The organism is Actinoplanes sp. G11-F43 (assembly GCF_050589265.1).
Taxonomy (GTDB): domain Bacteria; phylum Actinomycetota; class Actinomycetes; order Mycobacteriales; family Micromonosporaceae; genus Actinoplanes.
Map to the genome: position 1 here is coordinate 297358 of NZ_JBNZCE010000003.1, position 25236 is coordinate 322593.

A 25236-nucleotide genomic window follows, 5' to 3' on the forward strand; every position below is an offset into this window, starting at 1 on the left:
AGTGCCGAAGCGCGAGGACATCAAACACGTGATGGTGATCGGGTCCGGCCCGATCGTCATCGGCCAGGCCTGCGAGTTCGACTACTCCGGCACCCAGGCCTGCCAGGTGCTGCGCTCCGAGGGCATCCGGGTCTCGCTGGTCAACTCCAACCCGGCCACCATCATGACCGACCCGGAGTTCGCCGACGCCACCTACGTCGAGCCGATCACGCCCGAGTTCGTCGAGCTGGTCATCGCCAAGGAGCGGCCGGACGCGATCCTGCCGACGCTGGGCGGGCAGACCGCGCTGAACACCGCGATCGCCCTGCACGAGGCCGGCGTCCTGGAGAAGTACGGCGTCGAGCTGATCGGCGCCAACGTCGAGGCCATCCGCAAGGGCGAGGACCGGCAGCTCTTCAAGGACATCGTGGCGCTGGCCGGTGGCGAGACCCCGCGCTCGCGGGTCTGCCACTCGATCGAAGAGGTCCGCGACACGGTCGCCGAGATCGGCCTGCCGGTCGTCGTCCGGCCGTCGTTCACCATGGGCGGCCTGGGCTCCGGCATGGCGCACACGCCTGAGGACCTGGAGCGGATCGCCGGCGCCGGCCTGGCCGCGTCCCCGGTCACCGAGGTCCTCATCGAGGAGAGCGTGCTCGGCTGGAAGGAGTACGAGCTCGAGCTGATGCGCGACAAGCACGACAACGTCGTGGTCGTCTGCTCGATCGAGAACATCGACCCGATGGGCGTGCACACCGGCGACAGCGTGACGGTGGCCCCGGCCATGACGCTCACCGACCGGGAGTACCAGAAGCTGCGCGACCTGGGCATCGCGGTGCTGCGTGAGGTCGGCGTGGACACCGGTGGCTGCAACATCCAGTTCGCGATCAACCCGGACGACGGCCGGATGATCGTGATCGAGATGAACCCGCGGGTGTCCCGCTCGTCGGCGCTGGCGTCGAAGGCCACCGGCTTCCCGATCGCCAAGATCGCGGCGAAGCTGGCCATCGGCTACACCCTGGACGAGATCCCGAACGACATCACCCTCAAGACCCCGGCCGCCTTCGAGCCGGCGCTGGACTACGTGGTGGTGAAGATCCCGCGGTTCGCGTTCGAGAAGTTCCCCGGCGCGGACAAGGAACTCACCACCACGATGAAGTCGGTCGGTGAGGCGATGAGCCTGGGCCGCAACTTCGCCGAGGCGCTGAACAAGGCGATGCGCTCGATGGAGACGTCGGCGGCCGGTTTCTGGACTCATGCGGATGATTCGGATTCTCTGCCGGAGGTTCTCGAAGCGCTCCGGACGCCGCACGACGGCCGCCTCTACACCGTGGAGAAGGCGCTGCGGCTGGGCGCCACCGTCGAGCAGGTGCACGAGGCGTCCGGGCGGATCGACCCCTGGTTCCTGGACGAGATCAAGGCCCTGGTCGACCTGCGGGCCGAGATCCTGGCCGCGCCGGTCCTCGACGAGGAGCTGCTGCGCCGGGCCAAGCGCTCCGGGCTCTCCGACAAGCAGATCGCCGGGCTGCGCCCGGAGTTCGCCGGCGAGGACGGGGTCCGCGCGCTGCGGCACCGGCTCGGGATGCGGCCGGTCTACAAGACCGTCGACACCTGCGCGGCCGAGTTCCAGGCGAACACCCCGTACCACTACTCGTCGTACGACGAGGAGACCGAGGTCGCGCCGAGCGACCGTCCGAAGGTGATCATCCTGGGCTCCGGCCCGAACCGGATCGGCCAGGGCATCGAGTTCGACTACTCGTGTGTGCACGCGGTCCAGGCGCTGCGGGGCGTCGACTACGAGACCGTCATGGTCAACTGCAACCCGGAGACGGTGTCCACCGACTACGACACCGCCGACCGGCTCTACTTCGAGCCGCTGACCTTCGAGGACGTCCTCGAGGTGTTCCACGCCGAGGACAGCTCCGGCAAGGCGGCCGGCGGTCCCGGTGTGATCGGCGTGATCGTCCAGCTCGGCGGGCAGACCCCGCTCGGCCTGGCCAACCGGCTCAAGGCGGCCGGCATCCCGATCGTCGGCACCAGCCCCGAGTCGATCGACCTGGCCGAGGACCGTGGCCTGTTCGGCGCCCTGCTGGCCGACAACGATCTGCGCTCGCCGGACCACGGCACCGCCACCAGCTTCCCCGAGGCCAAGGCGATCGCCGACACCATCGGCTACCCGGTGCTGGTCCGCCCGTCGTACGTGCTCGGCGGCCGGGGCATGGAGATCGTCTACGACGAGCCCACCCTCCAGGGCTACATCGAGCGGGCCACCGAGATCTCCCCGGACCACCCGGTGCTGGTCGACCGGTTCCTCGACGACGCCATCGAGATCGACGTGGACGCGCTCTGCGACGCCACCGGCGAGGTCTACCTGGGCGGCGTGATGGAGCACATCGAGGAGGCCGGCATCCACTCCGGCGACTCGGCCTGCTCGCTGCCGCCGATCACCCTGGCCGCCTCGCACATCGCCGAGGTCCGCCGGTACACCGAGTCCCTCGCCCGGGGGATCGGCGTCCGCGGCCTGATGAACGTGCAGTACGCCCTCAAGGACGAGACCCTCTACGTCCTGGAGGCCAACCCGCGGGCGTCGCGGACCGTGCCGTTCGTCTCCAAGGCGACGGCGGTCCCGCTGGCCAAGGCGGCCGCCCGGATCATGCTCGGCGCCACCATCGCCGAACTGCGCGCCGAGGGCATGCTGCTGCCCGAGGGCGACGGCGGGCACGTCCCGGCCAACGCGCCGATCGCGATCAAGGAGGCGGTGCTGCCGTTCAAGCGGTTCCGCACCCTCTCCGGCAAGAACGTGGACAGCCTGCTCAGCCCGGAGATGAAGTCGACCGGCGAGGTGATGGGCATCGACGCCGGCTTCGGCCACGCGTTCGCCAAGTCGCAGGCCGCCGCGTACGGCTCGCTGCCCACCGGCGGCAAGGTCTTCGTCTCGGTCGCGAACCGGGACAAGCGCTCGATGATCTTCCCGGTGAAGCGGCTCGCCGACCTGGGCTTCGGCATCGTCACCACGGCCGGGACGGGCGAGGTGCTGCGGCGGTACGGCATCGACTGCGAGATCGTGCCCAAGCACTACGAGGACCCCTCGAAGAAGAACGCGGTCGAGCTGATCCTGGCCGGCGAGATCTCGCTGATCATCAACACCCCGCAGGGCTCCGGCGCCAGCGCCCGCCTGGACGGCTACGAGATCCGCAGCGCCGCGGTCACCGCCGACGTGCCGAGCATCACCACGGTGCCGGGTGCCGCCGCCGCGGTGATGGGCATCGAGGCGCTGCGGGCCGGGGACATGAGCGTCCGGCCGCTGCAGGAGCTGCACAAGGTCCTGCGGGGTGACAAGTGAGCCTGTTCACCAACCTGGCCCGGCCGGCCCTGTTCCGGCTGGGCGGAGGGGACGCCGAGCACGCCCACGAGTGGACCCTCCAGCAGCTCTCCCGGCTGCCCGCCCCGGCGCTGGCCGCGATGCGCCGGTGGTACGCCTTCTCCAACCCGGTCGAGGTCTTCGGCGTCCGCTTCCCGAACCGGGTCGGCCTGGCCGCCGGCGTCGACAAGAACGGCGTGGCCCTGCCCGCGTGGCCGGCGCTCGGCTTCGGTTTCGTCGAGGTCGGCACGGTCACCGCGAAGCCGCAGCCGGGCAACGACAAGCCGCGCCTGTTCCGGGCCAAGGCCAGCGAGGGCATCGTCAACCGGATGGGCTTCAACAACGCCGGTGCGGCGGCCCTGGCCGGCCGGCTGGCCGAGCTGGGCCCGCTCGACGTGCCGCTGGGGATCTCGCTCGGCAAGTCCAAGGTCACGCCCCTGGAGGACGCGGTCGAGGACTACCTGACGTCCTACCGGCTGCTGCATCCGTTCGCCGACTACATCGCGGTCAACGTCTCCTCACCCAACACCCCCGGCCTGCGTACGCTGCAGGACAAGGCCGCGATCGGGGCGCTGCTGACGGCGCTGGCCGGGCCGGTGCCGGTGCTCGTCAAGATCGCCCCGGACCTGACCGAGCCGGCCATCGCCGAGCTGCTGGAGGTCTGTCTGGCACACGGCGCGGCCGGGATCATCGCGACCAACACCACCCTGTCCCGGGACGGGCTCGCGCCCGAGGACCGGCACCTGGCGCACGAGGCGGGCGGGCTCTCCGGGGCGCCGCTGACCGCCCGGGCCCGCGAGGTGGTGAGGTTCGTGCACGACGAGACCGGCGGGCGCCTGCCGATCATCGGGGTGGGCGGGATCATGTCGGCCGACGACGCGTCCCGGATGCTGGACGCCGGGGCGGCGCTGGTCCAGCTCTACTCCGGCTTCATCTACCGGGGCCCGGACCTGGTCCTCGAAGTCGCCCGGGGCGCCCGCCCGGCACGGGCCGCAGCAGCACGATGAGCCCGGCCGAGCGCGAGCTGATCGCACTCGACCGGGCGCACGTCTGGCATCCGTACGGCCCGATGCCCGGCCGCAGCGACCCCTATCTGGTGGCGAGCGCCGAGGGGGTCCGGCTGCGGCTGGCCGACGGCCGGGAACTGGTCGACGGCATGTCGTCGTGGTGGGCGGCGATCCATGGCTACCGCAATCCGGTCCTGGACGCCGCCCTCGCCGAGCAGGCCGGGCGGATGAGCCACGTGATGTTCGGCGGGCTCACCCACGAACCGGCGATCCGGCTGGCCACCGAGCTGGTCGAGATCACCCCGCCCGGCCTGGAACACGTCTTCCTCTGCGACTCCGGCTCGGTCGGGGTCGAGGTGGCGATCAAGATGGCGTTGCAGGCCCAGCTGGCGCTCGGCCGGCCGGGCCGGCGCCGGCTGGCGACCTGGCGTGGCGGCTATCACGGCGACACGTTCCACCCGATGAGCGTCTGCGACCCGGTCGGCGGCATGCACTCGCTCTGGACGGGTGTGCTGCCCGCCCAGGTCTTCGCCGGCCTGCCGCCGGCCGAGTACAGCGAAGACTACGCCGCCGAGCTGACCCGGACGGTGGAGCAGCACGCGGACGAGATCGCCGCGGTGATCGTCGAGCCGGTGGTGCAGGGCGCCGGGGGGATGCGGTTCCACCATCCGGAGTACCTGCGGGTGCTGCGGGAGGCCACCGCGGCGCACGGCATCTTCCTGATCTTCGACGAGATCGCCACCGGGTTCGGCCGGACCGGGCGGTTCTTCGGCGCCGATCATGCCGGGGTCAGCCCGGACATCATGTGCCTGGGCAAGGCGCTCACCGGCGGGTACCTGACGCTCGCCGCGACCCTGTGCACCACCGAGGTGGCCGGGGCGGTCTCCGCCGGTGCCGGTGGCGGGCTGGCACACGGGCCGACCTTCATGGGCAACCCGCTCGCCTGCGCGGTCGCCGGAGCGTCTCTGGGACTGTTGCGCGACGGTGGGTGGGCCGAACCCGTACGAAAGATCGAAATCGGCCTCCGGGACGGCCTGGAGCCGCTTCGCGGGGCGCCCGGGGTCGCCGACGTGCGGGTCCTGGGCGCGATCGGCGTCGTCCAGATGGAGCGCGACGTGGACGTGCCCCGGGCGACGGCCGCCGCGGTGGCCCGGGGCGTGTGGCTGCGGCCGTTCCGGGACCTGATCTACACCATGCCGCCGTTCGTGACGGACGAGGCGGACGTGGCCCGTATCGCCGCCGGCATAGCCGCCGCGGTGGCGGCCGGTTGACTCGGCCGCCGCGGTGGCTGCCGGCTGACTCGAAAGTAGGAATTGTTGATGGAAACCTTCGGCGAACGACTCCACGCGGCGGTTGCGGAGCGTGGTCCCCTGTGCGTCGGCATCGACCCGCACGCCGCTCTGCTGTCTCGGTGGGGCCTCCCGGACGACATCTCCGGCCTGGAACGCTTCGCCCGTACGGTGGTCGAGGCGCTGGCCGATCGGGTGGCTGTTCTGAAGCCACAGTCCGCATTTTTTGAGAGATTTGGGTCACGTGGAGTCGCGGTTCTAGAGTCAACTATCCGACAGTCCAAAGAGGCCGGTGCTCTTGTCCTGCTCGATGTGAAGCGTGGCGATATCGGCTCGACGATGGCTGCGTACGCCGACGCGTACCTCAATCCGGATAGCACTCTCTGTGCTGACGCGATTACTGTGAGTCCCTATCTCGGAGTCGGTTCGCTGCGTCCCGCGTTCGAATCCGCGACCGCTCACGGGGGTGGTGTCTTCGTCCTGGCGCTCACCTCGAACCCCGAGGGGCCGGCCGTCCAGCACGCCGTCGGGCCCGGCGGCAAAACCGTCGCGCAAACTGTGATCGATGAGATTTCCCAGCTCAACGCGGGTGCGGAGACGCTCGGAAGTTTCGGGCTGGTCGTCGGAGCGACGATCGGCGAGACCGGCCACGACCTCTCCGCGGTCAACGGCCCGCTGCTCGCGCCGGGCCTCGGAGCGCAGGGCGGAACCCCCGATGACCTGCGCGCGGTCTTCGGTGAGGCCCTTCACAACGTGTTGCCGTCGTACTCACGCGAAGTTCTCGCCGCGGGCCCGGAAATCGCGGATCTGCGGGCCGCCGCGGAGCGCGTCCTGGACGGCTGCCGCTCCGCGCTCGGGTGAAACGGCCTGCTTAGCAGGGTTCCGATCAGGCGGTTCGGGGGTACCCCCACGTTGCCGAAAGCGGTTTTGACCGCTAGTTTTCCCGGCGCTAGGGAACCACATGCCCCTTTGGTTCCTTGGCACACCACGTTTCACAGAAGCGCCGGTATTGAACTACCGCCGCTCAGGGACCTGAGGAGAACTGGTGCCGCTCCCGTCATTGAGCCCCGAACAGCGTCAGGCTGCGCTGGAGAAGGCCGCGGAAGTTCGCAAGGCTCGGGCTGAGCTGAAGGAACAGCTCAAGTCCGGCAAGACCACCCTCGCCGCCGTGCTCGAGCGCGCGGAAGGCGACGAGGTCGTCGGCAAGCTGAAGGTCTCGGCCGTGCTTCAGGCACTGCCGGGCATCGGCAAGATCCGCGCGACGCAGATCATGGAGAAGCTGAAGATCGCCGAGAGCCGCCGGCTCCGGGGTCTCGGCGACCAGCAGCGTAAGGCCCTCCTGGGGGAGTTCGCTGCGAACTGACTCATCGGCTCGTGTAGGAATGAGCCGTGAGCATGGATGACGACGCGCAGCCGGCAGCCCGCCTCACTGTCCTCTCCGGCCCCTCCGGGGTCGGGAAGGACAGTGTGATCGAGCTGATCCGGCTGCGCTCGCCGTGGATCAAACTCTCGGTGTCGGTGACAACACGCAAGAAGCGCGACTACGAGACCGACGGCGAGCACTACCACTTCGTGACCCGGTCCGAGTTCCAGCGACTGGTCGACGGTGACCAGCTCCTGGAGTGGGCGGAATTCGCGGGCAACCTCTACGGCACGCCCCGCGCGCAGGTCGAGGGCTGGCTCCGTCAGGGCCGACCCGTTCTCTTGAAGATCGACCTCCAGGGCGCACGACAGGTCCGTGCCGCCATGCCGGAGGCCCAGCTGGTCTTCCTGGCCCCGCCGAGCCTCGAGGAGCTGCAGCGGCGGCTCATCGGCCGGGGGACCGACGACGAGGAGACGATCAAGCGCCGCCTCGCCCACGCGGACGAGGAGATGGCCGCGCAATCCCTGTTCGACTGCACCGTCGTCAACGACTACGTCGAGCGTGCCGCCGATGAGCTGGTAGGATTGCTCGGTTCGTTATACCTCGCCCACGAGCATTAAGGACTTCACCACAGTGGGAACCATCGCGAATCCCGAAGGCATCACCAACCCGCCGATCGACGAGCTGCTCGACAAGACCTCGTCGAAGTACTCGCTGGTGATCTTCGCGGCCAAGCGCGCCCGCCAGGTCAACGCCTACTACAGCCAGCTCGGTGAGGGTCTGCTGGAGTATGTCGGCCCTCTGGTGGAGACCACTCCGCAGGAGAAGCCGCTGTCGATCGCGATGCGCGAGATCAACGCCGGCCTGCTGACCGCCGAGGCCACCGACGCTCCGTAACACTTTGTTCCTGGGTGCCCTCTGTTCGCGGAAAGCGCGAACCGGGGGCACTCCGCATATCTGTCCCGGGGGCCGAGCCCCGGACCCCGCGTGACGGTGGTCACGGTTGAATCTGGTGTTGAGGCGGGAGTGCGTGACGTGACCGAGATCGTGCTGGGCGTGGGCGGGGGCATCGCCGCCTACAAGGCCTGTGAGCTGCTGCGGCTGTTCACCGAGTCCGGCCACGGCGTCCGGGTGGTGCCGACCGCCTCAGCGCTCAAGTTCGTCGGTGAGCCCACCTGGTCGGCCCTCTCCGGGCGGCCGGTCGCCACCGAGGTCTGGCACGACGTGCACGAGGTGCCGCACGTGCGGATCGGGCGGGCCGCCGAACTGGTGGTGGTCGCGCCGGCCACCGCCGACCTGCTCGCCAAGGCCGCCCACGGGATCGCCGACGACCTGCTCACCAACACGCTGCTCACCGCCACCTGCCCGGTCGTCTACGCGCCGGCCATGCACACCGAGATGTGGGAGAACCCGGCGACCCGCGCCAACGTGGCCATCCTGCGCGAGCGCGGCGCCATCGTCATCGAGCCCGCGGTGGGCCGTCTGACCGGGGCGGACACCGGCAAGGGCCGGCTGCCGGACCCGGCGTCGATCTTCGAGGTGGCGGTACGCGTACACCGCAGGGGTGGTCTTGACCGTGATCTGGCCGGACGGCACGTGGTGGTGACCGCGGGCGGGACCCGGGAACCACTCGATCCGGTCCGGTTCCTGGGCAACAGGTCGTCCGGCAAGCAGGGTTACGCGCTGGCCCGGGTCGCCGTCGCGCGCGGTGCCCGGGTGACGCTGGTCTCGGCCAACGTCGGACTGCCTGACCCGGCCGGCGTCGATCTCGTCCGGGTCGGCACCACCGAGGAACTGCGCGAGGCCACCGTGCGGGCGGCCGGCTCGGCCGACGTCGTGGTGATGGCCGCGGCGCCCGCCGACTTCCGGCCGGCGTCGATCGCCGAGCAGAAGATCAAAAAGACCGACGACGGTACGCCCGGCCCGATCGCCCTGGTCACGAACCCGGACATCGCGGCCGAACTGGGCGCGGCCAAACGTCCCGGGCAGGTGCTCGTCGCGTTCGCGGCGGAGACCCACGACGCCCTGGAGAACGCCCGCGGCAAGCTCGCCCGCAAGCGCGCGGACCTCATCGTGGTCAACGAAGTGGGGGCGGCGAGAGTGTTCGGCCAGGACAGCAACACCGTTACCCTTCTGGGGGCGGACGGCTTCACCGCCACCCATGGGGAACTGCCCAAAGACGATGTGGCCGATATGATTTTCGACCAAGTGGTGAGCCGCCTGGAAGCCCAGGTCGGCTGAGCTGGAGCCACTCTGGCTAGACTTCCGCGTTACGTTTATTCGACAAATCTGAGGAGCACCGTGGCACGCCGCCTGTTCACCTCCGAGTCGGTCACGGAAGGCCACCCGGACAAGATCGCTGACCAGATCAGCGACGGGATTCTCGACGCCCTGCTGGCCCAGGACCCGCGCAGCCGCGTCGCGGTGGAGACCCTGATCACCACCGGTCAGGTGCACGTGGCGGGTGAGGTCACCACCCAGGCCTACGCCGACATCCCCAAGATCGTGCGCGACACCATCCTGGGCATCGGCTACGACTCGTCGAAGAAGGGCTTCGACGGCGCCTCCTGCGGCGTCAGCGTCTCGATCGGCTCGCAGTCGCCGGACATCGCCCAGGGTGTCGACAGCGCCATCGAGCTGCGCTCCGGCGACAGTGAGCACGTGCTCGACTCGCAGGGCGCCGGCGACCAGGGCATGATGTTCGGTTTCGCCTGCTCGGAGACGCCCGAGCTGATGCCGCTGCCGATCGCCCTCGCGCACCGGCTGGCCCGCCGCCTGTCCACGGCGCGCAAGGACGGCACCATCCCGTACCTCCGCCCGGACGGCAAGACCCAGGTCACCATCGAGTACGACGGCCTGCGCCCGGTCCGCCTCAACACCGTCGTGGTGTCGTCGCAGCACGCCGCGGACATCTCGCTCGAGTCGCTGCTCACGCCGGACGTCCGCGAGCACGTGATCGCGCCCGAGCTGGAGGGCCTCGGCCTGGAGACCGACGGCTACCGGCTGCTGGTCAACCCGACCGGCCGCTTCGAGATCGGCGGCCCGATGGGTGACGCCGGCCTCACCGGTCGCAAGATCATCGTGGACACCTACGGCGGTTACGCCCGCCACGGTGGCGGCGCGTTCTCCGGCAAGGACCCGTCCAAGGTCGACCGGTCCGCGGCGTACGCCACCCGCTGGGTCGCCAAGAACGTCGTCGCCGCCGGCCTCGCCGAGCGCTGCGAGGTCCAGGTCGCCTACGCCATCGGCAAGGCCCACCCGGTCAGCCTGTTCGTGGAGACCTTCGGCACCGAGAACGTGGCGGTCGAGAAGATCGAGAAGGCCATCAACGACGTCTTCGACCTGCGCCCGGCCGCGATCATCCGCGACCTCGACCTGCTGCGCCCGATCTACCAGCAGACCGCGGCGTACGGCCACTTCGGCCGGGAACTCCCCGACCTCAAGTGGGAGAGCACCGACCGCGCCCAGGACCTGAAGAACGCCGCGTCCTGACCGCAGTCCCTCCGAACGGCCGGCGACCCCCGACGGGTCACCGGCCGTTCGTGTTGATCCGGCGGGGCTCGGTTCGCGTGTTCGTCCGCATGAGTCTCGTGGGTGGTTCCGGCGGCTACGCTCCGGTGATGGCGGCTGTCCAGGGTGAACGGGTGATCGTCGTCCGCCACGCCATGCCGGCGGTCGATCCGGACGTGCCGGCCGAGCAGTGGCAGCTCGCACCGGAGAGCCGGGTCGCCGCCCGCCTGCTCCGATTGCACGTCCGCCATCCGGCGTACTACGTGGCCAGCACCGAACCCAAAGCCGCACAGACCATCCAGGAGATCGCCGGCGCCCAGCGGGTGGTCCGCGACGCCGGCCTCGCCGAAGTGCACCGGCCACACGTGTGGTTCGCCGACGGGGGCTACCACTCGGCGGCCCTCGCCTACACCCGCGGCGAACGCCCCGACGGCTGGGAACCCCACGACCAGGTGATCGGCCGCTTCGACGCCGCGGTGGTGCGGCACGCGGCCGAAGCCGTCGCTCAGAACCGCACCCTCGTCATCGGCACCCACGGCCTCGCCCTGACGGTGTGGATGGCCAGCCGCTACCAGCTGGCCACCGATCCGGCCCGGTTCTGGGCCGGCCTGCGCTCCCCGGACATCGTCGAGATCGATCTCCGGGCCGCGACGGTGAGCTGCCTGACCCACTGACCGCCAGCGGTCCGTCTCCCCGTCGTGTCGCGGGTCCGCCGGTCCGGTTCCCGTAACCTGCCTTCCGGCCGTTCCGGCCGTTCCGGGCGGCCGGTCCGGCCCTCCCCGCTCTGGGAAGCCTCCCGCATCGGCTCGTCCGGCCTTGCGGCTCCGGAGCCGAAAGGTTCCTTCCCCGGCCCCGGCCTCTACGCGGGGCCGGTCATGCCCCTCCCCGCTTGCGCGCCTTCCCTCTCGCGTGGCGCCAGCGCGCGCCCGGCTTCTCTCCGGCGGAATCGGCCGCGCCCCGGTTCCCTCTCCTTGCCGGGGAGAGCCGGGGAGGAAGTGTCATACCCGGCGGGCAGAATGTTCGGCGATGACCAGTAAGGGAGTGCGCGGGGAACGGGAGCCGGCTGAGCGGCTACCCGTCGCCAGGGTGTGCGTCGATGTGGCGCTGGCGCATCTCGACCGGCCGTTCGACTATCTGGTCTCCAGCGCCGACGACGCGGCGGCCCAGCCGGGCGTCCGGGTGAAGGTGCGGTTCGCCGGGCAGCTGGTCAGCGGGTTTCTGCTGGCCCGGGTGGAGAGTTCGGAGCACGGCGGCAAGCTCTCCTACCTGGAGAGGGTGGTCTCCGCCGAGCGTGTGCTCGACCCGGAGATCGCGCGGCTGGCGCGGGCGGTCGCCGACCGGTATGCCGGCAATCTGGCCGACGTGCTGCGCCTGGCAGTGCCTCCACGCCATGCCCGGGTCGAGTCACAGAGCCCCACACCGCGAGCGACACCACCATCACCATTACTGACGCCATCGCCATCGCCATCGCCGACGCCGACGCCGACGGACGAGCCGATCGGGGCTGGTGCCGATGAGATACCGGGCGGCACCGGGTCGGCCACCGCGTTGCCGGATTCCGCAACGTCGGGTGATGCAACGTCGGGTGATGCGATGTCGGGTGATGCGGCGTCGGGCAATTCGGCGTCGGGCGTTATCGGCGTGGGCGACGCCACGCCGGGCGGGCTTGTCCCCGGTGACACGGAGCCGGGCGACGTGGTCGCGTTTGGCGCGGCGTCGGGTGAAGCGCTCCCGGATGATGCGGCGGTGGGTGACGCGGCTCCGGGTGGCGGTGTGTCACGTGGCGCGGCTCCGGGTGGCGGGGTGCTGCGTGGCGTGGTCGCGGGTGGCGGGGCGTCGGGTGAAACGCTCGCGGATGACGCGGCGCTGGGTGACCTGGCTCCGGGTGATGCGGCGCTGGGTGACCTGGCTCCGGGTGATGCGGCGCTGGGTGACCTGGCTCCGGGTGATGCGGCTCCGGGCGGTGGCGGGCTGGATCTTTCCGCGATTCGGGAGGCGGCTGCCGGTGGGTGGGACGCCTATCCGACCGGGAGCGCGTTTCTCCGGGCTCTCCAGGACGGGCGGGCTCCCCGGGCCGTCTGGTCGGGCCTGCCGGGGGAGGACTGGCCGGCCCGGATCGCCGAGGCGGCGGCGGCGACCGTGCGGGGCGGGCGCGGGGTGGTGATCGTGGTCGCCGACGCCCGGGATCTGGACCGCGTGGACCGTGCGTTGCGGCACACCCTCGGGGACGGGCTGCACGTGGCGCTGAACGCGGCTCTCGGCCCGGCCGAGCGCTACCGGCGGTTTCTCGCGGCGAGTCGTCACCGGGTGCCGGTGGTGGTGGGGACGCGGGCCGCGATGTGGGCGCCGGTGGCCGATCTCGGGCTGGTGGTCATCTGGGACGACGGTGACGATGTGCACGCCGAGCCGCGCGCGCCCTACCCGCACGCGCGGGACGTCCTGTTGACCCGGGCGCGGCTGGCGGACTGCGCGGCGCTGGTGGCGGGCTTCGCGCGTACCGGTGAGGGGCAGTTGCTCCTGGAGACCGGGTGGGCCCGGGAGATCGCCGCGGACCGTGCGGTGCGCCGGGCCCGGATTCCGTTGATCATGCCGACCGGTGACGACTCGCAGCTGGCCCGGGACCCGGGTGCGGTGGTCGCCCGGCTGCCGAGTGTGGCGTGGCAGGCGGCCCGGCAGGCGTTGCAGGCGGGGCAGCCGGTGCTGGTGCAGGTGCCCCGGCGCGGTTACCTGCCGTCGGTGGCGTGCGCCGAGTGCCGTACCCCGGCGCGGTGTGCGCACTGCTCCGGCTCGCTGGGTCTGCAGGGTGCCCGGGACGTGCCGGTGTGTCACTGGTGCGGGCGGGCGGCGGCGGCCTGGGAGTGCCCGGTCTGTCACGACCGGCGGCTGCGGGCCTCGGTGATCGGTGCGCGCCGGACGGCGGAGGAGATGGGGCGGGCGTTCGCCGGGTTCCCGGTGCGCACGTCGGGGCGGGACGAGGTGCTGGCCACGGTTCCGGCCGAGCCGGCGCTGGTGGTGGCGACGCCGGGGGCGGAGCCGGTGGCCGACGGCGGTTTCGGGGCGGTGCTGCTGCTGGACACCTGGGCGCTGCTGAGCCGGGCCGATCTGCGGGCGGCCGAGGAGACGATGCGGCGCTGGCTGAACGCGGCGGCGCTGGCCCGCCCGGCGGCCGGCGGCGGGCGGGTGGTGGTGGTCGCCGACGGTTCGCTGGCCCCGGTGCAGGCGCTGCTGCGGTGGGATCCGGGCTGGTTCGCGGCCCGGGAGCTGGCCGAGCGACGTGATCTCGGGTTTCCGCCGGCGGCCCGGATGGCGAGTGTCACCGGGCAGACGGTGGCGGTCAACGAGCTGCTCGGGCTGGCCCGCCTGCCGGAGAACACCGAGGTGCTCGGCCCGGTGCCGGCCGGTGACGACCAGGAGCGGATGCTGTTGCGGGTGACCCGGTCGCGGGCCGCCGATCTGGCGCACGCGCTGCACGAGGCGGCCGGGGTGCGCAGTGCGAAGAAGGCCACCCTGCCGGTGCGGGTTCAGGTGGATCCGGCGGACCTGTTCTGAGTGGTCCGTCAGGGAAGAGGCGGGCCAGCGTTACCCGCGTCACTCCGTAGACTGGGTGGGTGCTGCCCACCAGAGTCAGGAGTCTCACCGCGTGACCGTTCAGCCCATCCGCCTCTTCGGTGACCCGGTGCTGCGCACGCCGGCCGATGACGTCGTCGATTTCGACAAGGAACTGCGCAATCTGGTGAAGGACCTGATCGAGACGATGCGTGACGAGGGCGGGGCCGGTCTGGCCGCGCCGCAGCTCGGTGTGGGCTTGCGCGTGTTCAGTTTCGACGTGGACGACGTGGTCGGGCACATCGTCAACCCGGTGCTGTCCTTCCCCGACGAGGAGGAGCAGGACGGCCCGGAGGGCTGCCTGTCCATCCCGGGGATCTACATCGACACCAAGCGCCGGCAGAACGTGGTGGCCAACGGCTTCACCGAGTTCGGCGACCCGGTCCAGCTGGTCGGCACCGGGCTGATGGCCCGCTGTGTCCAGCACGAGACCGACCACCTGGACGGGGTGCTGTTCCTGGACCGGCTGGACGCGGCCGCCCGCAAGGACGCGATGAAGCAGATCCGCAGTGCCGAGTGGTATGACGCCGCCAAGCCGCCCACGATCAAGGAGAACCCGCACGGCAGCGGGGTCTTCGGGTCCGGTCTCTTCAGCCCGGGGCGGTGAGCGGATGCGCCTGGTCTTCGCCGGCACTCCGGCGGTAGCGGTGCCCAGCCTGGACGCGATCGCCGCCTCCGGGCACGAGCTGGTGGCCGTGGTCACCCGCCCGGACGCCCCGGCCGGCCGGGGTCGCCGTCTGGTCCGTTCGCCGGCCGGCGCGTGGGCCGACGAGCGCGGCATCGAGGTGCTGACCCCGGAGAAGCCGCGGGATCCGGAGTTCCAGGAGCGGCTGCGGGAGATCGCGCCGGACTGTGTGCCGGTGGTGGCGTACGGCGCCCTGGTTCCGCCCTCGGCCTTGGAGATCCCGAAACGGGGCTGGGTCAATCTGCATTTCTCGCTGCTGCCCGCGTGGCGTGGCGCGGCGCCGGTGCAGCACGCGGTCCTGCACGGTGACGAGGTGACCGGGGCCAGCGTGTTCGAGCTGGAGGCGGGCCTGGACACCGGCCCGGTGTTCGGGACGCTGACCGAGCAGATCCGGTTCAACGACACCTCCGGCATGCTGCTGGAGCGGCTCGCCGTCGAGGGGGCCGGGCTGCTGGTGGCGGTGCTGGACGCGATCGAGGCGGGCACCGCGCGGGCGCACACCCAGCCGCACGACGGGGTGTCGTTCGCGCCGAAACTGGGCGCCGACGACGCGCGGGTGCGCTGGGACGATCCGGCGTTCGCGGTGGACCGGCGGATCCGGGCGTGCACTCCGGCGCCGGGCGCGTGGACGACTCTGCGCGACGAGCGGCTGAAACTGGGGCCGGTGCGGCCGGTGGCCAACGCCCCGGCACTGCGGCCGGGTGAGCTGCTGGTGGAGCGCAAGCAGGTTCTGGCCGGCACGGCCACCACGCCGGTGCAGCTCGGCGAGGTCCGGGCGGCAGGTAAGAAACCCATGTCCGCGACGGACTGGGCCCGCGGTATGCGGATCGAAGCAGGGGAGAGACTGGCGTGACGGAACACAGGGCTCCACGGCCGCACGGTGGACGGCCGAGCCGCCCGAGCGGCCCGGGCCATCCCCGGGACGACCGCAGCGGCCGGGCTCCGCGCGCCGGGCGGCCACCGGCGGATCCGGCACGGCAGGCGGCGTATGAGGCGGTGGCCGCCGTGCACCGGGACGACGCGTACGCGAACCTGGTCCTGGCCGACATCCTGAACGGGATGGGCCTGCACGGGCGGGACGCGGCGTTCGCGACCGAGCTGACCTACGGCACGCTGCGGGCGGTCGGCACCCTCGACCTGATCATCGCGGCGGCCGCCGACCGGGAGGTCTCCCGGATCGACCCGCCGGCCCGGGACGCGCTGCGGCTCGGCGCCTACCAGCTGCTCTACACCCGGGTGCCGACGCACGCCGCGGTGAATCAGACGGTGGACCTGGTGCGTTCGGTGGCGCCCGGCGCGTCCGGGTTCGCCAACGCGGTGATGCGGACGATCTCCGAGACCCCGCTGGAGACGTGGCTGGAGCGGCTCGCGCCGCCGTACGAGGACGATCCGATCGCTCATCTCTCGGTGATCCACCACCACCCGCAGTGGGTGATCCGGTCGTTCGCCGAGGCGCTCGGTGGCGACCTGGAGGACACCGCCCGGCTGCTGATCGAGGACAACCAGCCGCCGACGGTGCACCTGTGCGCCCGTCCGGGCCGGGCCGACGCGGTCGAGCTGGCCGACGAGGTGAACGGGGTGCCGGGGGCGTTCTCGCCGTACTCGGTGTACCTGAACGGCGGTGCCCCGCGCGATCTGGCCGCGATCCGTCAGGGCCGCGCGCACGTGCAGGACGAGGGCTCCCAGCTGGTGGCGGCGGCGCTGCTGGCGGCGCCGGTCGAGGGGCGGGACACCCGCTGGCTGGACCTGTGTGCCGGCCCGGGTGGCAAGACCGGCCTGATCGGCGCGATCGCGGCCGGCCGGGGTGCCGAGGTGACCGCGGTCGAGGTGGCCGAGCACCGGGCCCGGCTGGTGGATCAGGCGACCGAGGGCATGCCGGTGACGGTGCTGCCGATGGACGGCCGTTCGGTGGGCCGGGATCCGGATCTGCCGGAGGAGGGCTTCGACCGGGTGCTGGTGGACGCCCCGTGCACCGGGCTGGGTTCGCTGCGGCGCCGGCCCGAGTCGCGGTGGCGCCGGCAGCCGGCCGACCTGCCGCCGCTCACCCGGCTTCAGCGGGAGCTGCTGGTGGCGGCGCTGCGGGCGGTCCGGCCGGGTGGTGTGGTGGCGTATGTGACGTGCTCGCCGCACATGGTGGAGACGCAGGTGACGGTCAGCGAGGGGGCCCGGCGCAGTGGCGTCGAGGTGGACTTCGTGGACGCCCGGCCGCTGTTGCCGCCGGGCATGCCGAGTCTGGGTCCCGGGCCGACGGTGCAGCTCTGGCCGCACAAGCACGGGACGGACGCGATGTTCCTGGCCGTGTTGCGCCGGACCAGCTGACGACGTGGTGCCGGGGCGGGAGCGCCCCGGCCGCACGTCATAGACTCGGCCCGTGGAACCCATCATCGCGCCGAGCATCCTCGCCTCCGACTTCTCCCGGCTGGGGGAGGAGGTGCGGGCCATCGAGGGCGCGGCCGACTGGGTGCACGTGGATGTCATGGACAACCACTTCGTGCCGAACCTGACGATCGGCCTGCCGGTGGTGACGAGCCTGCGCAAGGCCACGACGATCCCGTTCGACGTGCACCTGATGATCACCGACCCGCAGCGGTGGGCTCCGGCCTACGCCGAGGCCGGGGCGTACAACGTGACCTTCCACGCCGAGGCGTGCGACGACCCGGTGGCGCTGGCGAAGACGTTGCGCGCGGCCGGGGCGAAGGCCGGGCTGGCGATCGACCGGGACACCCCGGTCGAGCCCTACCTGGAGTTGCTGCCGCACTTCGACACCATCCTGATCATGACGATCAAGGCGGGTTTCGGTGGGCAGGCGTTCATGCCGGAGCTGCTCGGCAAGGTGAGTGACGTGCGCCGCCGGGTCGCCGTCAACGACCTGGAGATCCGCATCGAGGTGGACGGCGGGATCGCCGCGGACACCATCGAGCGGGCCGCCGAGGCGGGTGCCGACGCGTTCGTGGCGGGCACCGCGGTCTACGGCGCGGCCGACCCGGCGGAGGCGATCCGGAAGCTTCGGGCTCTGGCCGCGGGGCGTATGGGACTGGCGTGACGGGCGGTTCGGGGACCATTATCGAGCCTTACGCTTCGGTGCTGGCTGGAAGGTGCGATGAGCAAGGCTGAGCCGCTTCCCGATATCGATCCCGAGCTGGACCCCGAGGAGGGGCCGAGTCTCATCCTGGTGGTCGACGACGATCAGGACATCGCGGGTTTCGTCGAGTTCAATCTCAAGCTGCGTGGTTTCGAGGTGATCCGGGCCCGGGACGGGCAGGAGGCGCTCGACCTGCTGGAGACGCATCTGCCGGAGCTCGCGGTGATCGACTGGATGATGCCGAGGATGGACGGTGTCGAGCTGATCCGGCAGATGCGGGCCGAGCCGCTGACCTCGTCGATCCCGGTGATCATGCTGACCGCGATGGGGCTGACCGGTGACAAGGTGCACGGGTTGCAGGCCGGTGCCGACGACTATCTGGTGAAACCGTTCGACCTGGAGGAGCTGATCGCCCGGGTCACCAACACGTTGCGCCGGCACAAGGACGCGCGTGAGGTGTCGCCGCTGACCAGTCTGCCGGGTAACGCCCGGGTGCGCCGGGAGATCAGCGACCGGATCCGGTCGGGCCGGGACTACTCGGTCGGTTACATCGACGTGGACCGGTTCAAGAGCGTCAACGACGTGTACGGGTTCGACCGTGGCGACGAGTTCATCATCGCGCTGGCCCGTAGCCTGCAGCGGGCGTCGAGCCAGACCGGGAAGCCGTCGATCTTTCTCGGGCACATCGGCGGCGACGATTTCGTGTTCATCTGTGAGCCGACCCAGGTGCTGCCGCTGACCCAGCGGACGGTGACCGATTTCGAGACCGCCGCGGACCGGCTGTACGAGCCGAAGGACGCCCAGCGCGGCTACATCGAGGTGCCCGACCGGCGTGGCAACAAGCAGAAGGCCGCGCTGGTCACGCTCTCGATCGGGGTGGCGCAGGCGACCGAGGACGGGCGCCGGTTCACCGATCCGCGGGCGGTGATCGCGGTGGCGTCGGAGATGAAGAAGGTGGCCAAGAGCCAGCCCGGTTCGTACGTGGCGATCGATCGCCGTCGCGAAACCGAGTAATTCCCGGTAGTGAGGTAGGTCCCCCGGTGGGTGGCAAAATCGCGATCCCGTGCAAGACTCGGGGGTGACCCACCACGCGCTGGCGGGACTCGGTGAAATTCCGAACCGGCGGTGATCCGACGCGAGAGCGACGGTAAGCCCGCGACCCGGTTGCCCTGACCAAGGGCAAGCGGTGGACCTGGTGAGACTCCAGGGCCGACGGTTGATCAGCTGATGCTGGTCAGACAGTCCGGATGGGAGACAGCGCGCGGATTCGGACGGGTCGTGCCCTCAGTGGGGCGCGATTCAGCCGGGGTGCGCGAAGCGTACCCTAAATGTCCGTTTCCTGGCGTTTCTCCCACCTTTCTCTCAGCGCGTGACCGTTCCGCGCGAGAGGATCCGTCATGGTGACCGAGGACGAGGCGATGCGCCGCGCTGTCGCGCTGGCCGCCCGGGGCCTCGGCACGACCAGCCCCAACCCGGTGGTCGGCTGCATCCTGCTCGGCCCGGACGGCGACGTGGTCGGGGAGGGTTTCCACGCCTACGCGGGCGGCCCGCACGCCGAGATCGTGGCGCTGGCCCAGGCCGGTGAGCGGGCCCGCGGCGGGACCTGCGTGGTCTCCCTGGAGCCGTGCAACCACACCGGCCGGACCGGCCCGTGCTCGGACGCCCTGATCAACGCCGGGGTCCGCCGGGTGGTGATCGCCGTCGACGATCCGACCCCGGTCGCCGCGGGTGGCGCGGCCACTCTGCGGGCGGCCGGCATCGAGGTGACCACCGGCGTCCGGCGGGCCGAGGCCGAGTTGGGCAACGTCGCGTGGCTGACCGCGGTCCGGCGTGGCCGGCCCTACGTGACCTGGAAGTTCGCGGCCACCCTGGACGGGCGGTCGGCCGCCGCCGACGGCACCAGCCAGTGGATCTCCTCGGCCGAGTCGCGGGCCGACGTGCACGTGCTGCGCAGCACCGTCGACGCGATCGTCGCCGGGGCCGGGACCGTGCTCGCCGACGATCCGCAGCTGACCGTCCGGGATCTGCGGGACGGGACACTCGCCATCAAGCAGCCGCTGCGGGTGGTGGTGGACTCCTCCGGGCGTACCCCGGAGGGTGCCCGGGTCCGGGACGCCGCCGCGCCGACCTGGATCGTCACCACCGCCGAGGCCGGCGCCGGGCCGGACGGCCGGGTCGACCTGACCGCCATGCTCACCGCGTTGTTCGCCCGCGGGGTCCGCAACGTGCTGCTGGAGGGCGGCCCGACGCTGGCCGGCGCGTTCCTGGCGGCCGGGCTGATCGACCGGGTGATCGGCTACGTGGCGCCGAAGCTGCTGGGCGCCGGCCGGACCGCGATCGTCGACGCCGGGATCGGCACCGTCACCGACGCCGTCGACCTGGACTTCCTGGAGATCACGCAGATCGGTGGCGATCTGCGGTTCACCGCAACACTCCGTCCAAAGCCATAACGCCCCGCCCACCACCCGTAATCGGAAAGAAGGGACATCCCCGCGATGTTCACCGGAATCATCGAAGAACTGGGCGAGATCGTGAGCCTCACCGAAGGAGCCGGGGACTCCGCCGTGATCGCCGTGCGCGGTCCGCTGGTCACCTCGGACGCACGGCATGGCGATTCGATCTCGGTGAACGGCTGTTGCCTCACCGTGATCGACAATGTCGACGGGGTGTTCACCGCCGATGTGATGGGCGAGACGCTACGGCGTACCTCACTCGGGGCTCTGCGGGCCGGGAGCAACGTCAACCTGGAGCGGGCCGCCGCCCTGGGCAGCCGCCTCGGCGGTCATCTGGTGCAGGGCCACGTGGACGGGGTGGCGCGGATCATCGCCCGGGAGCCGGCCGACCAGTGGGAGGTGGTGCGTTTCTCGCTGCCGCCCGAGCTGGCGCGCTACGTGGTGGAGAAGGGTTCGATCACCGTCGACGGGGTGTCGCTGACGGTGATGGAGGTCGACGGGGACGGCTTCGCGATCGGGATGATCCCGGCCACCTCGAAGCTGACCGTGCTGGGCGGCAAGGCCATCGGCGATCCGGTCAACCTCGAGGTCGACGTGATCGCCAAGTATGTCGAGAAGATGTTGGGGAGCCGCAATGTTTGAGGACATCGAGCGCGCCATCGCGGACATCGCGGCCGGTAAGGCGGTGATCGTGGTGGACGACGAGGACCGGGAGAACGAGGGCGACCTGATCTTCGCGGCCGAGCACGCCACGCCGGAGCTGGTCGCCTTCATGGTCCGCTACACGTCGGGCTACATCTGCGTGGCGATCCCGGAGGCCGAGGCCGACCGGCTGGATCTGCCGCCGATGGTCCAGACGAACCAGGACACCCTCAAGACGGCGTACGCGGTGACGGTGGACGCGAGCCACGGCATCACCACCGGCATCTCGGCCGCTGACCGGGCCCACACGATCCGGCTGCTGGCCTCGGCGGACAGCGGCCCGGAGAGCTTCAACCGGCCGGGTCACGTGGTCCCGTTGCGGGCCCGCCGGGGTGGCGTGCGGCGCCGCCCGGGGCACACCGAGGCCGCCGTCGACCTGGCGGCGCTCGCCGGGGCGCGCCCGGCCGGGGTGCTCTGCGAGATGGTCAACGACGACGGCACCATGCAGCGCCGCCCGGACCTGGAGCGGTTCGCCGCCGAGCACGGCGTCGCCCTGATCACCATCGCCGACCTGGTCGCCTACCTGGGCCGGGACCACGCTCAGGTGGAGCGGGTGGTGGAGACGGTGATGCCGACCGAGCACGGCGTCTTCACCGCTGTCGGCTACCGCACCGAGGCCGATCACGGCGAGCACGTGGCGCTGGTCTTCGGTGATCTGAGCGACGGTGAGGACGTGCTGGTCCGGGTGCATTCGGAGTGCCTGACCGGTGACGTCTTCGGTTCCCGGCGCTGCGACTGCGGGCCGCAGCTGGACGCCGCCCTGGAGCGGGTCGCGGCGGCCGGTCGCGGTGTGGTGCTCTACATGCGCGGTCACGAGGGCCGGGGGATCGGCCTGCTGCACAAACTCCAGGCCTACCAGTTGCAGGACCGCGGGTTCGACACCGTGGACGCGAACCTGGAACTGGGTCTGCCGGCCGACGCCCGGGACTACGGCACCGGTGCGCAGATCCTCGCCGACCTGGGTGTCCGGTCGATGCGCCTGCTGACCAACAATCCGGCGAAACGGGCCGGGCTGGAGGGGTACGGGCTGCGGGTGACCGGCCGGGAGGAGTTGCCGGTGCGGCTGCACCCGGAGAACGTCAGGTACCTGCGGACCAAGCGCGACCGGATGGGTCACCTGTTCGCCGAGTTGGCCTGACCGTCCCCCGTTCGGGGTGAACAATGACGATGAAGGGGGATTCTCATGGCCGGCTTCGGTGATCCACACATGCAGACCGTCGACGCCGCCGGGCTACGGCTCGGCATCGTCGGCTCCCGGTGGCACAGCGACCTGGTCGACCACATGATCGACCGGGCGACGGCCGCCGCCGAGGCGTGCGGGGTGACCGAGGTGGTCATCGCGCGGGTGGCCGGTTCGGTCGAGCTGCCGGTGGTGGCCCAGGCGATGGCCCGCAAGTTCGACGCGGTGGTCGCTCTGGGCGTCGTGATCAAGGGCGAGACCCAGCATTTCGAGTATGTGTGTGACGCGGTCACCGCGGGCCTGACCCGGGTGGCGCTGGACGAGGGCACCCCGGTCGCGCACGGGGTGCTCACCGTGCAGAGCCTGGGCCAGGCCCGGGACCGGGCCGGCCTGGAGGACTCGATCGAGGACAAGGGCTGGCAGAGCACGGTCGCCGTGCTGGACGCGGCGATCGCCATCCGTGAGGTGGAGAAGCAGTAACCCACGTTCGTGTGGTGATCTCCGGTGCGTGCCGGAGATCACCACACGGGCTCAGAGGCGGCCGGCTTCGATGATCCGGGCCAGGAACTGCCTGGTCCGGGCCTCGACGGGGTCGCCGAGCACCTGCTCCGGCGGCCCCTGTTCGAGCACCTTGCCGCCGTCCAGGAACGCCACCCGGTCGGCGACCTGCTTGGCGAACCCCATCTCGTGGGTGGCCAGCACCATCGTCATGCCCTCGCCCTTGAGGTCACGGATCATGGTGAGGACCTCGCCGACCAGCTCCGGGTCGAGCGCCGAGGTGACCTCGTCGAGCAGCAGCAGCCGCGGATTGTTGACCAGCGCGCGGACGATGGCGACCCGCTGCTGCTGGCCGCCGGAGAGCCGGTCCGGATAACTGCCCGACTTGTCGGCCAGGCCGACCCGGTCCAGCCACTGCATCGCCTGCTCACGAGCTTCCTTCACAGGCTTCTTGTGTACGCGTACCGGCGCCAGGGTGATGTTGTCCAGCACGGTCATGTGCGGGAACAGGTTGTAGCTCTGGAACACCAGCCCGATGCGCTGGCGCACCTCGTCGGGATCGGCGCGCGGGTCGGTGATCTCGTCACCGTCCAGGTGGATGGTCCCGTCGTCGATCTCGGTGAGCAGGTTGACGCAGCGCAGCAGGGTGGACTTGCCCGAGCCGGAGGCGCCGATCAGGGCCACCACCTCGTGTTCGCCGACGTCCAGGCTGAGCCCGTCCAGGATGACGTGGTCGCCGAAGACCTTGCGGACCTGTTGGCAGGAGAGCAGCACCTAGTTCCCCGCGTTCTGGCGACGGGCCGCCCGCAGGGTCACCCAGTCGGTGACCGCGATCAGCGGCAGGGCGAGAAGGACGAACAACACCCCGGCGACGATGTACGGGGTGAAGTTGGCGTCCTGGGCGACGCCGATCTGGGCCGCCCGGATCGCGTCGATCGGTCCGGCCAGCGAGATCAGGCCGACGTCCTTCTGCAACGCCACGGTGTCGTTGAGCAGGGGCGGTGACACCCGGCGGATGGCCTGGGGCAGCACCACGTGCCGCATCGCCTGCCGGTAGCTGAGCCCGAGCGAGCGGGCCGCCGCGATCTGGCTGGGGTGCACCGACTCGATGCCGGCCCGGAACACCTCGGCCAGGTAGGCGCCGTACGTCACGATGATCGCCGCCGCGCCCAGCCACAGCACGTCCGGGGTGCCCTGCAGCCGCAGTCCGGGGATGCCGAAGGCGAACAGGTAGATCACGATGATCAGCGGGAGACCGCGGAACGAGTACGTGTAGCCGGTGGCCAGCGCCCGGACCGGGAAGAAGACCGGCCCGCGCAGGGTGCGCAGCACCGCGATGATCAGGCCCAGGCTGAGTGCCAGGGTCGCGCAGACCACCAGCAGTTTCAGGTTGAGCCAGAGGCCCTCCAGGATGTCCGGGAGGTATTTGACGGCGGCGTCCGGGTCGAAGAACGAGGTCTTGACCCGGTCCCAGCCGGGTGCCCCGGTGACACCGAGGGCGAGTGCGGTTCCGACGACGGCCGTCGATGCGGCGGCCAGCAGAACGGAGCGGATCGCCCGTCCGCGACGGTAGGCGATCCGCTCCAGTTGCCTGGTGCTGGGCTGGTGCTTCACGAGAGTTCAGGGGCTCCGGCGGTGTCGGCGAGCCAGGTCTTCTCCAGCACGGCGAGGGTGCCGTCCTGGCGGAGCTGGTCGACCGCCTTGCTGACGCAGCCGGTCAGCGGCGAGCCCTTGTCCAGCACCATGCCGAACTGCTCGGGCACCCCGACCTGGGCCAGCTGGCCGATGATCACGCCGTCCTCCAGCTCGGCCGCGGTCATGTAGAACGCGGTCGGCAGGTCCACCACGATGCCGTCGACGGTGCCGTTCTCCAGCGCCTTCTTGGCGTCGTCGTTGTTGTTGAACACCGACGGGGCGGCATCCGGCTTGATCAGGTCGGTGATCGCGGTGTAGCTGGTGGTGCCGACCTGGCCGCCCAGCTTCGCGCCCTTCAGGTCGGCGAGCGACTTGGCGCCGGCGATCTTCGAGCCCTTGGTGGTGATCACCGTCTGGCGGACCAGGTAGTACGGCGAGGAGAAGTCGACGGCCTGCTTGCGCTCGTCGGTGATGGAGAACTGGTTGATGTCGATGTCGAACTTCTTCGGGCCCGGCGCGATCGCGTTGTTGAACGTCACACTGGTCCAGACCACGTCGGACTTCTGGTACCCGAGACGCTCGGCCAACTGGTAGGCCACCGCGGACTCGAAGCCCTTGCCGTTGTCCGGCTTGTTGTCGCTGAACCATGGCTCGTACGCCGGGGTGTCGGTGCCGATGGTGAGCTTCCCGGCGGCGAGGGTCTTCAGTGACGCCGGCTCACACGTGTCGGCGGCGGAGGCCGACGGGGCGGAGGCGTTGTCGGTGCTCTCCTCGTCCACGGGGGAGCAGGCCGTCAGGGTGGCGAGCAGCACGGCTGCGCCACCGACGGCGAGGGAGGGGAAACGGCTGACCATGCCCGGAGCTTAGAAGACGTCCCACGGGCTGGGGG

Annotated in this window: 23 protein-coding genes and 1 riboswitch; of the genes, 20 read left to right on the forward strand and 3 right to left on the reverse strand. The window is 70.9% G+C overall.

Going from position 1 to position 25236, the window contains the following annotated elements; all coding sequences use genetic code 11:
* Window position 1: 1 nt before the first annotated feature.
* From carB to ribH, 20 genes are all read left to right on the forward strand, one after another.
* Window positions 2-3319, forward strand: coding sequence for a carbamoyl-phosphate synthase large subunit (carB, locus tag ACQ0O7_RS03270; RefSeq protein WP_430780224.1), 3318 nt, complete (start codon window positions 2-4; stop codon window positions 3317-3319).
* Complete coding sequence (locus ACQ0O7_RS03275) at window positions 3316-4344, forward strand: quinone-dependent dihydroorotate dehydrogenase (RefSeq protein ID WP_430780225.1); 1029 nt, start codon at window positions 3316-3318, stop codon at window positions 4342-4344. Before carB ends, ACQ0O7_RS03275 begins: the two co-directional genes overlap by 4 nt.
* Entirely contained in the window at window positions 4341-5615 is a 1275-nt protein-coding gene (locus ACQ0O7_RS03280; protein WP_430780226.1) for an adenosylmethionine--8-amino-7-oxononanoate transaminase, read from the forward strand. The genes ACQ0O7_RS03275 and ACQ0O7_RS03280 overlap by 4 nt, the downstream gene beginning before the upstream one ends.
* A gap of 48 nt (window positions 5616-5663) precedes the next feature.
* Window positions 5664-6494 (forward strand): orotidine-5'-phosphate decarboxylase, encoded by an 831-nt coding sequence (pyrF, locus tag ACQ0O7_RS03285; RefSeq protein WP_430780227.1) that lies wholly within the window; start codon window positions 5664-5666, stop codon window positions 6492-6494.
* Window positions 6495-6678: 184 nt separating this feature from the next.
* The gene (gene mihF / locus ACQ0O7_RS03290) at window positions 6679-6996 is read left to right on the forward strand and encodes an integration host factor, actinobacterial type (RefSeq protein ID WP_043528493.1); all 318 of its coding nucleotides are present in this window, start codon (window positions 6679-6681) and stop codon (window positions 6994-6996) included.
* 32 nt (window positions 6997-7028) lie between these two features.
* Window positions 7029-7616 carry a guanylate kinase gene (gmk, locus tag ACQ0O7_RS03295; RefSeq protein WP_430780334.1) on the forward strand — a complete coding sequence of 196 codons (588 nt, stop codon included), beginning with the start codon at window positions 7029-7031 and terminating at the stop codon, window positions 7614-7616.
* A gap of 13 nt (window positions 7617-7629) precedes the next feature.
* Entirely contained in the window at window positions 7630-7893 is a 264-nt protein-coding gene (rpoZ, locus tag ACQ0O7_RS03300; protein WP_430780228.1) for a DNA-directed RNA polymerase subunit omega, read from the forward strand.
* 138 nt (window positions 7894-8031) lie between these two features.
* Entirely contained in the window at window positions 8032-9237 is a 1206-nt protein-coding gene (coaBC, locus tag ACQ0O7_RS03305; protein ID WP_430780335.1) for a bifunctional phosphopantothenoylcysteine decarboxylase/phosphopantothenate--cysteine ligase CoaBC, read from the forward strand.
* A gap of 60 nt (window positions 9238-9297) precedes the next feature.
* On the forward strand, window positions 9298-10488 hold the full coding sequence (gene metK / locus ACQ0O7_RS03310; RefSeq protein ID WP_430780229.1) for a methionine adenosyltransferase: 1191 nt from the start codon (window positions 9298-9300) through the stop codon (window positions 10486-10488).
* 128 nt (window positions 10489-10616) lie between these two features.
* Complete coding sequence (locus tag ACQ0O7_RS03315) at window positions 10617-11180, forward strand: histidine phosphatase family protein (protein WP_430780231.1); 564 nt, start codon at window positions 10617-10619, stop codon at window positions 11178-11180.
* Between the two features lie 352 nt (window positions 11181-11532).
* Window positions 11533-14055 (forward strand): primosomal protein N', encoded by a 2523-nt coding sequence (locus tag ACQ0O7_RS03320; protein ID WP_430780232.1) that lies wholly within the window; start codon window positions 11533-11535, stop codon window positions 14053-14055.
* A gap of 91 nt (window positions 14056-14146) precedes the next feature.
* Window positions 14147-14719, forward strand: a complete 573-nt coding sequence (def, locus tag ACQ0O7_RS03325) for a peptide deformylase (protein ID WP_430780233.1) — start codon at window positions 14147-14149, stop codon at window positions 14717-14719.
* A gap of 4 nt (window positions 14720-14723) precedes the next feature.
* Entirely contained in the window at window positions 14724-15650 is a 927-nt protein-coding gene (gene fmt, locus ACQ0O7_RS03330; RefSeq protein WP_430780234.1) for a methionyl-tRNA formyltransferase, read from the forward strand.
* Entirely contained in the window at window positions 15647-17116 is a 1470-nt protein-coding gene (locus tag ACQ0O7_RS03335) for an RsmB/NOP family class I SAM-dependent RNA methyltransferase (protein ID WP_430780235.1), read from the forward strand. Before fmt ends, ACQ0O7_RS03335 begins: the two co-directional genes overlap by 4 nt.
* 52 nt (window positions 17117-17168) lie before the next feature.
* Window positions 17169-17840 carry a ribulose-phosphate 3-epimerase gene (rpe, locus tag ACQ0O7_RS03340; protein ID WP_430780236.1) on the forward strand — a complete coding sequence of 224 codons (672 nt, stop codon included), beginning with the start codon at window positions 17169-17171 and terminating at the stop codon, window positions 17838-17840.
* 57 nt (window positions 17841-17897) lie between these two features.
* Window positions 17898-18893, forward strand: coding sequence for a GGDEF domain-containing response regulator (locus ACQ0O7_RS03345; protein ID WP_430780237.1), 996 nt, complete (start codon window positions 17898-17900; stop codon window positions 18891-18893).
* Between the two features lie 74 nt (window positions 18894-18967).
* A riboswitch (FMN riboswitch) is annotated at window positions 18968-19142 on the forward strand.
* 134 nt (window positions 19143-19276) lie between these two features.
* Window positions 19277-20329, forward strand: a complete 1053-nt coding sequence (gene ribD / locus ACQ0O7_RS03350) for a bifunctional diaminohydroxyphosphoribosylaminopyrimidine deaminase/5-amino-6-(5-phosphoribosylamino)uracil reductase RibD (protein ID WP_430780238.1) — start codon at window positions 19277-19279, stop codon at window positions 20327-20329.
* A 45-nt stretch (window positions 20330-20374) separates the two neighbouring features.
* Window positions 20375-20974, forward strand: a complete 600-nt coding sequence (locus ACQ0O7_RS03355) for a riboflavin synthase (RefSeq protein ID WP_430780239.1) — start codon at window positions 20375-20377, stop codon at window positions 20972-20974.
* Window positions 20967-22172, forward strand: a complete 1206-nt coding sequence (locus tag ACQ0O7_RS03360) for a bifunctional 3,4-dihydroxy-2-butanone-4-phosphate synthase/GTP cyclohydrolase II (protein ID WP_430780240.1) — start codon at window positions 20967-20969, stop codon at window positions 22170-22172. Before ACQ0O7_RS03355 ends, ACQ0O7_RS03360 begins: the two co-directional genes overlap by 8 nt.
* 45 nt (window positions 22173-22217) lie before the next feature.
* Window positions 22218-22694, forward strand: a complete 477-nt coding sequence (ribH, locus tag ACQ0O7_RS03365; RefSeq protein ID WP_430780241.1) for a 6,7-dimethyl-8-ribityllumazine synthase — start codon at window positions 22218-22220, stop codon at window positions 22692-22694.
* A gap of 51 nt (window positions 22695-22745) precedes the next feature.
* Here the strand turns inward: ribH and ACQ0O7_RS03370 are convergent, their stop codons facing one another.
* From ACQ0O7_RS03370 to ACQ0O7_RS03380, 3 genes are read right to left on the reverse strand one after another with little or no spacing between them, the layout of a single operon-like run.
* On the reverse strand, window positions 22746-23486 hold the full coding sequence (locus ACQ0O7_RS03370; protein WP_430780242.1) for an amino acid ABC transporter ATP-binding protein: 741 nt from the start codon (window positions 23484-23486) through the stop codon (window positions 22746-22748).
* A complete protein-coding gene (locus ACQ0O7_RS03375) occupies window positions 23487-24326 on the reverse strand; it encodes an amino acid ABC transporter permease (RefSeq protein ID WP_430780243.1) in 840 nt (279 codons plus the stop codon).
* On the reverse strand, window positions 24323-25201 hold the full coding sequence (locus tag ACQ0O7_RS03380; protein ID WP_430780244.1) for an ABC transporter substrate-binding protein: 879 nt from the start codon (window positions 25199-25201) through the stop codon (window positions 24323-24325). The genes ACQ0O7_RS03375 and ACQ0O7_RS03380 overlap by 4 nt, the downstream gene beginning before the upstream one ends.
* Between the last annotated feature and the right edge of the window lie 35 nt (window positions 25202-25236).

What these genes read in the sequence shown, in the direction of transcription:
- ACQ0O7_RS03280 (WP_430780226.1), top strand. Translation starts at nt 4,341, where the DNA reads ATGAGCCCGGCCGAGCGCGAGCTGATCGCACTCGACCGGGCGCACGTC.
- pyrF (WP_430780227.1), top strand. Translation starts at nt 5,664, where the DNA reads ATGGAAACCTTCGGCGAACGACTCCACGCGGCGGTTGCGGAGCGTGGT.
- gmk (WP_430780334.1), top strand. Translation starts at nt 7,029, where the DNA reads ATGGATGACGACGCGCAGCCGGCAGCCCGCCTCACTGTCCTCTCCGGC.
- ACQ0O7_RS03315 (WP_430780231.1), top strand. Translation starts at nt 10,617, where the DNA reads ATGGCGGCTGTCCAGGGTGAACGGGTGATCGTCGTCCGCCACGCCATG.
- ACQ0O7_RS03320 (WP_430780232.1), top strand. Translation starts at nt 11,533, where the DNA reads ATGACCAGTAAGGGAGTGCGCGGGGAACGGGAGCCGGCTGAGCGGCTA.
- fmt (WP_430780234.1), top strand. Translation starts at nt 14,724, where the DNA reads ATGCGCCTGGTCTTCGCCGGCACTCCGGCGGTAGCGGTGCCCAGCCTG.
- ACQ0O7_RS03345 (WP_430780237.1), top strand. Translation starts at nt 17,898, where the DNA reads ATGAGCAAGGCTGAGCCGCTTCCCGATATCGATCCCGAGCTGGACCCC.
- ribD (WP_430780238.1), top strand. Translation starts at nt 19,277, where the DNA reads ATGGTGACCGAGGACGAGGCGATGCGCCGCGCTGTCGCGCTGGCCGCC.
- ACQ0O7_RS03355 (WP_430780239.1), top strand. Translation starts at nt 20,375, where the DNA reads ATGTTCACCGGAATCATCGAAGAACTGGGCGAGATCGTGAGCCTCACC.
- ACQ0O7_RS03360 (WP_430780240.1), top strand. Translation starts at nt 20,967, where the DNA reads ATGTTTGAGGACATCGAGCGCGCCATCGCGGACATCGCGGCCGGTAAG.
- ribH (WP_430780241.1), top strand. Translation starts at nt 22,218, where the DNA reads ATGGCCGGCTTCGGTGATCCACACATGCAGACCGTCGACGCCGCCGGG.
- ACQ0O7_RS03380 (WP_430780244.1), bottom strand. Translation starts at nt 25,201, where the DNA reads ATGGTCAGCCGTTTCCCCTCCCTCGCCGTCGGTGGCGCAGCCGTGCTG.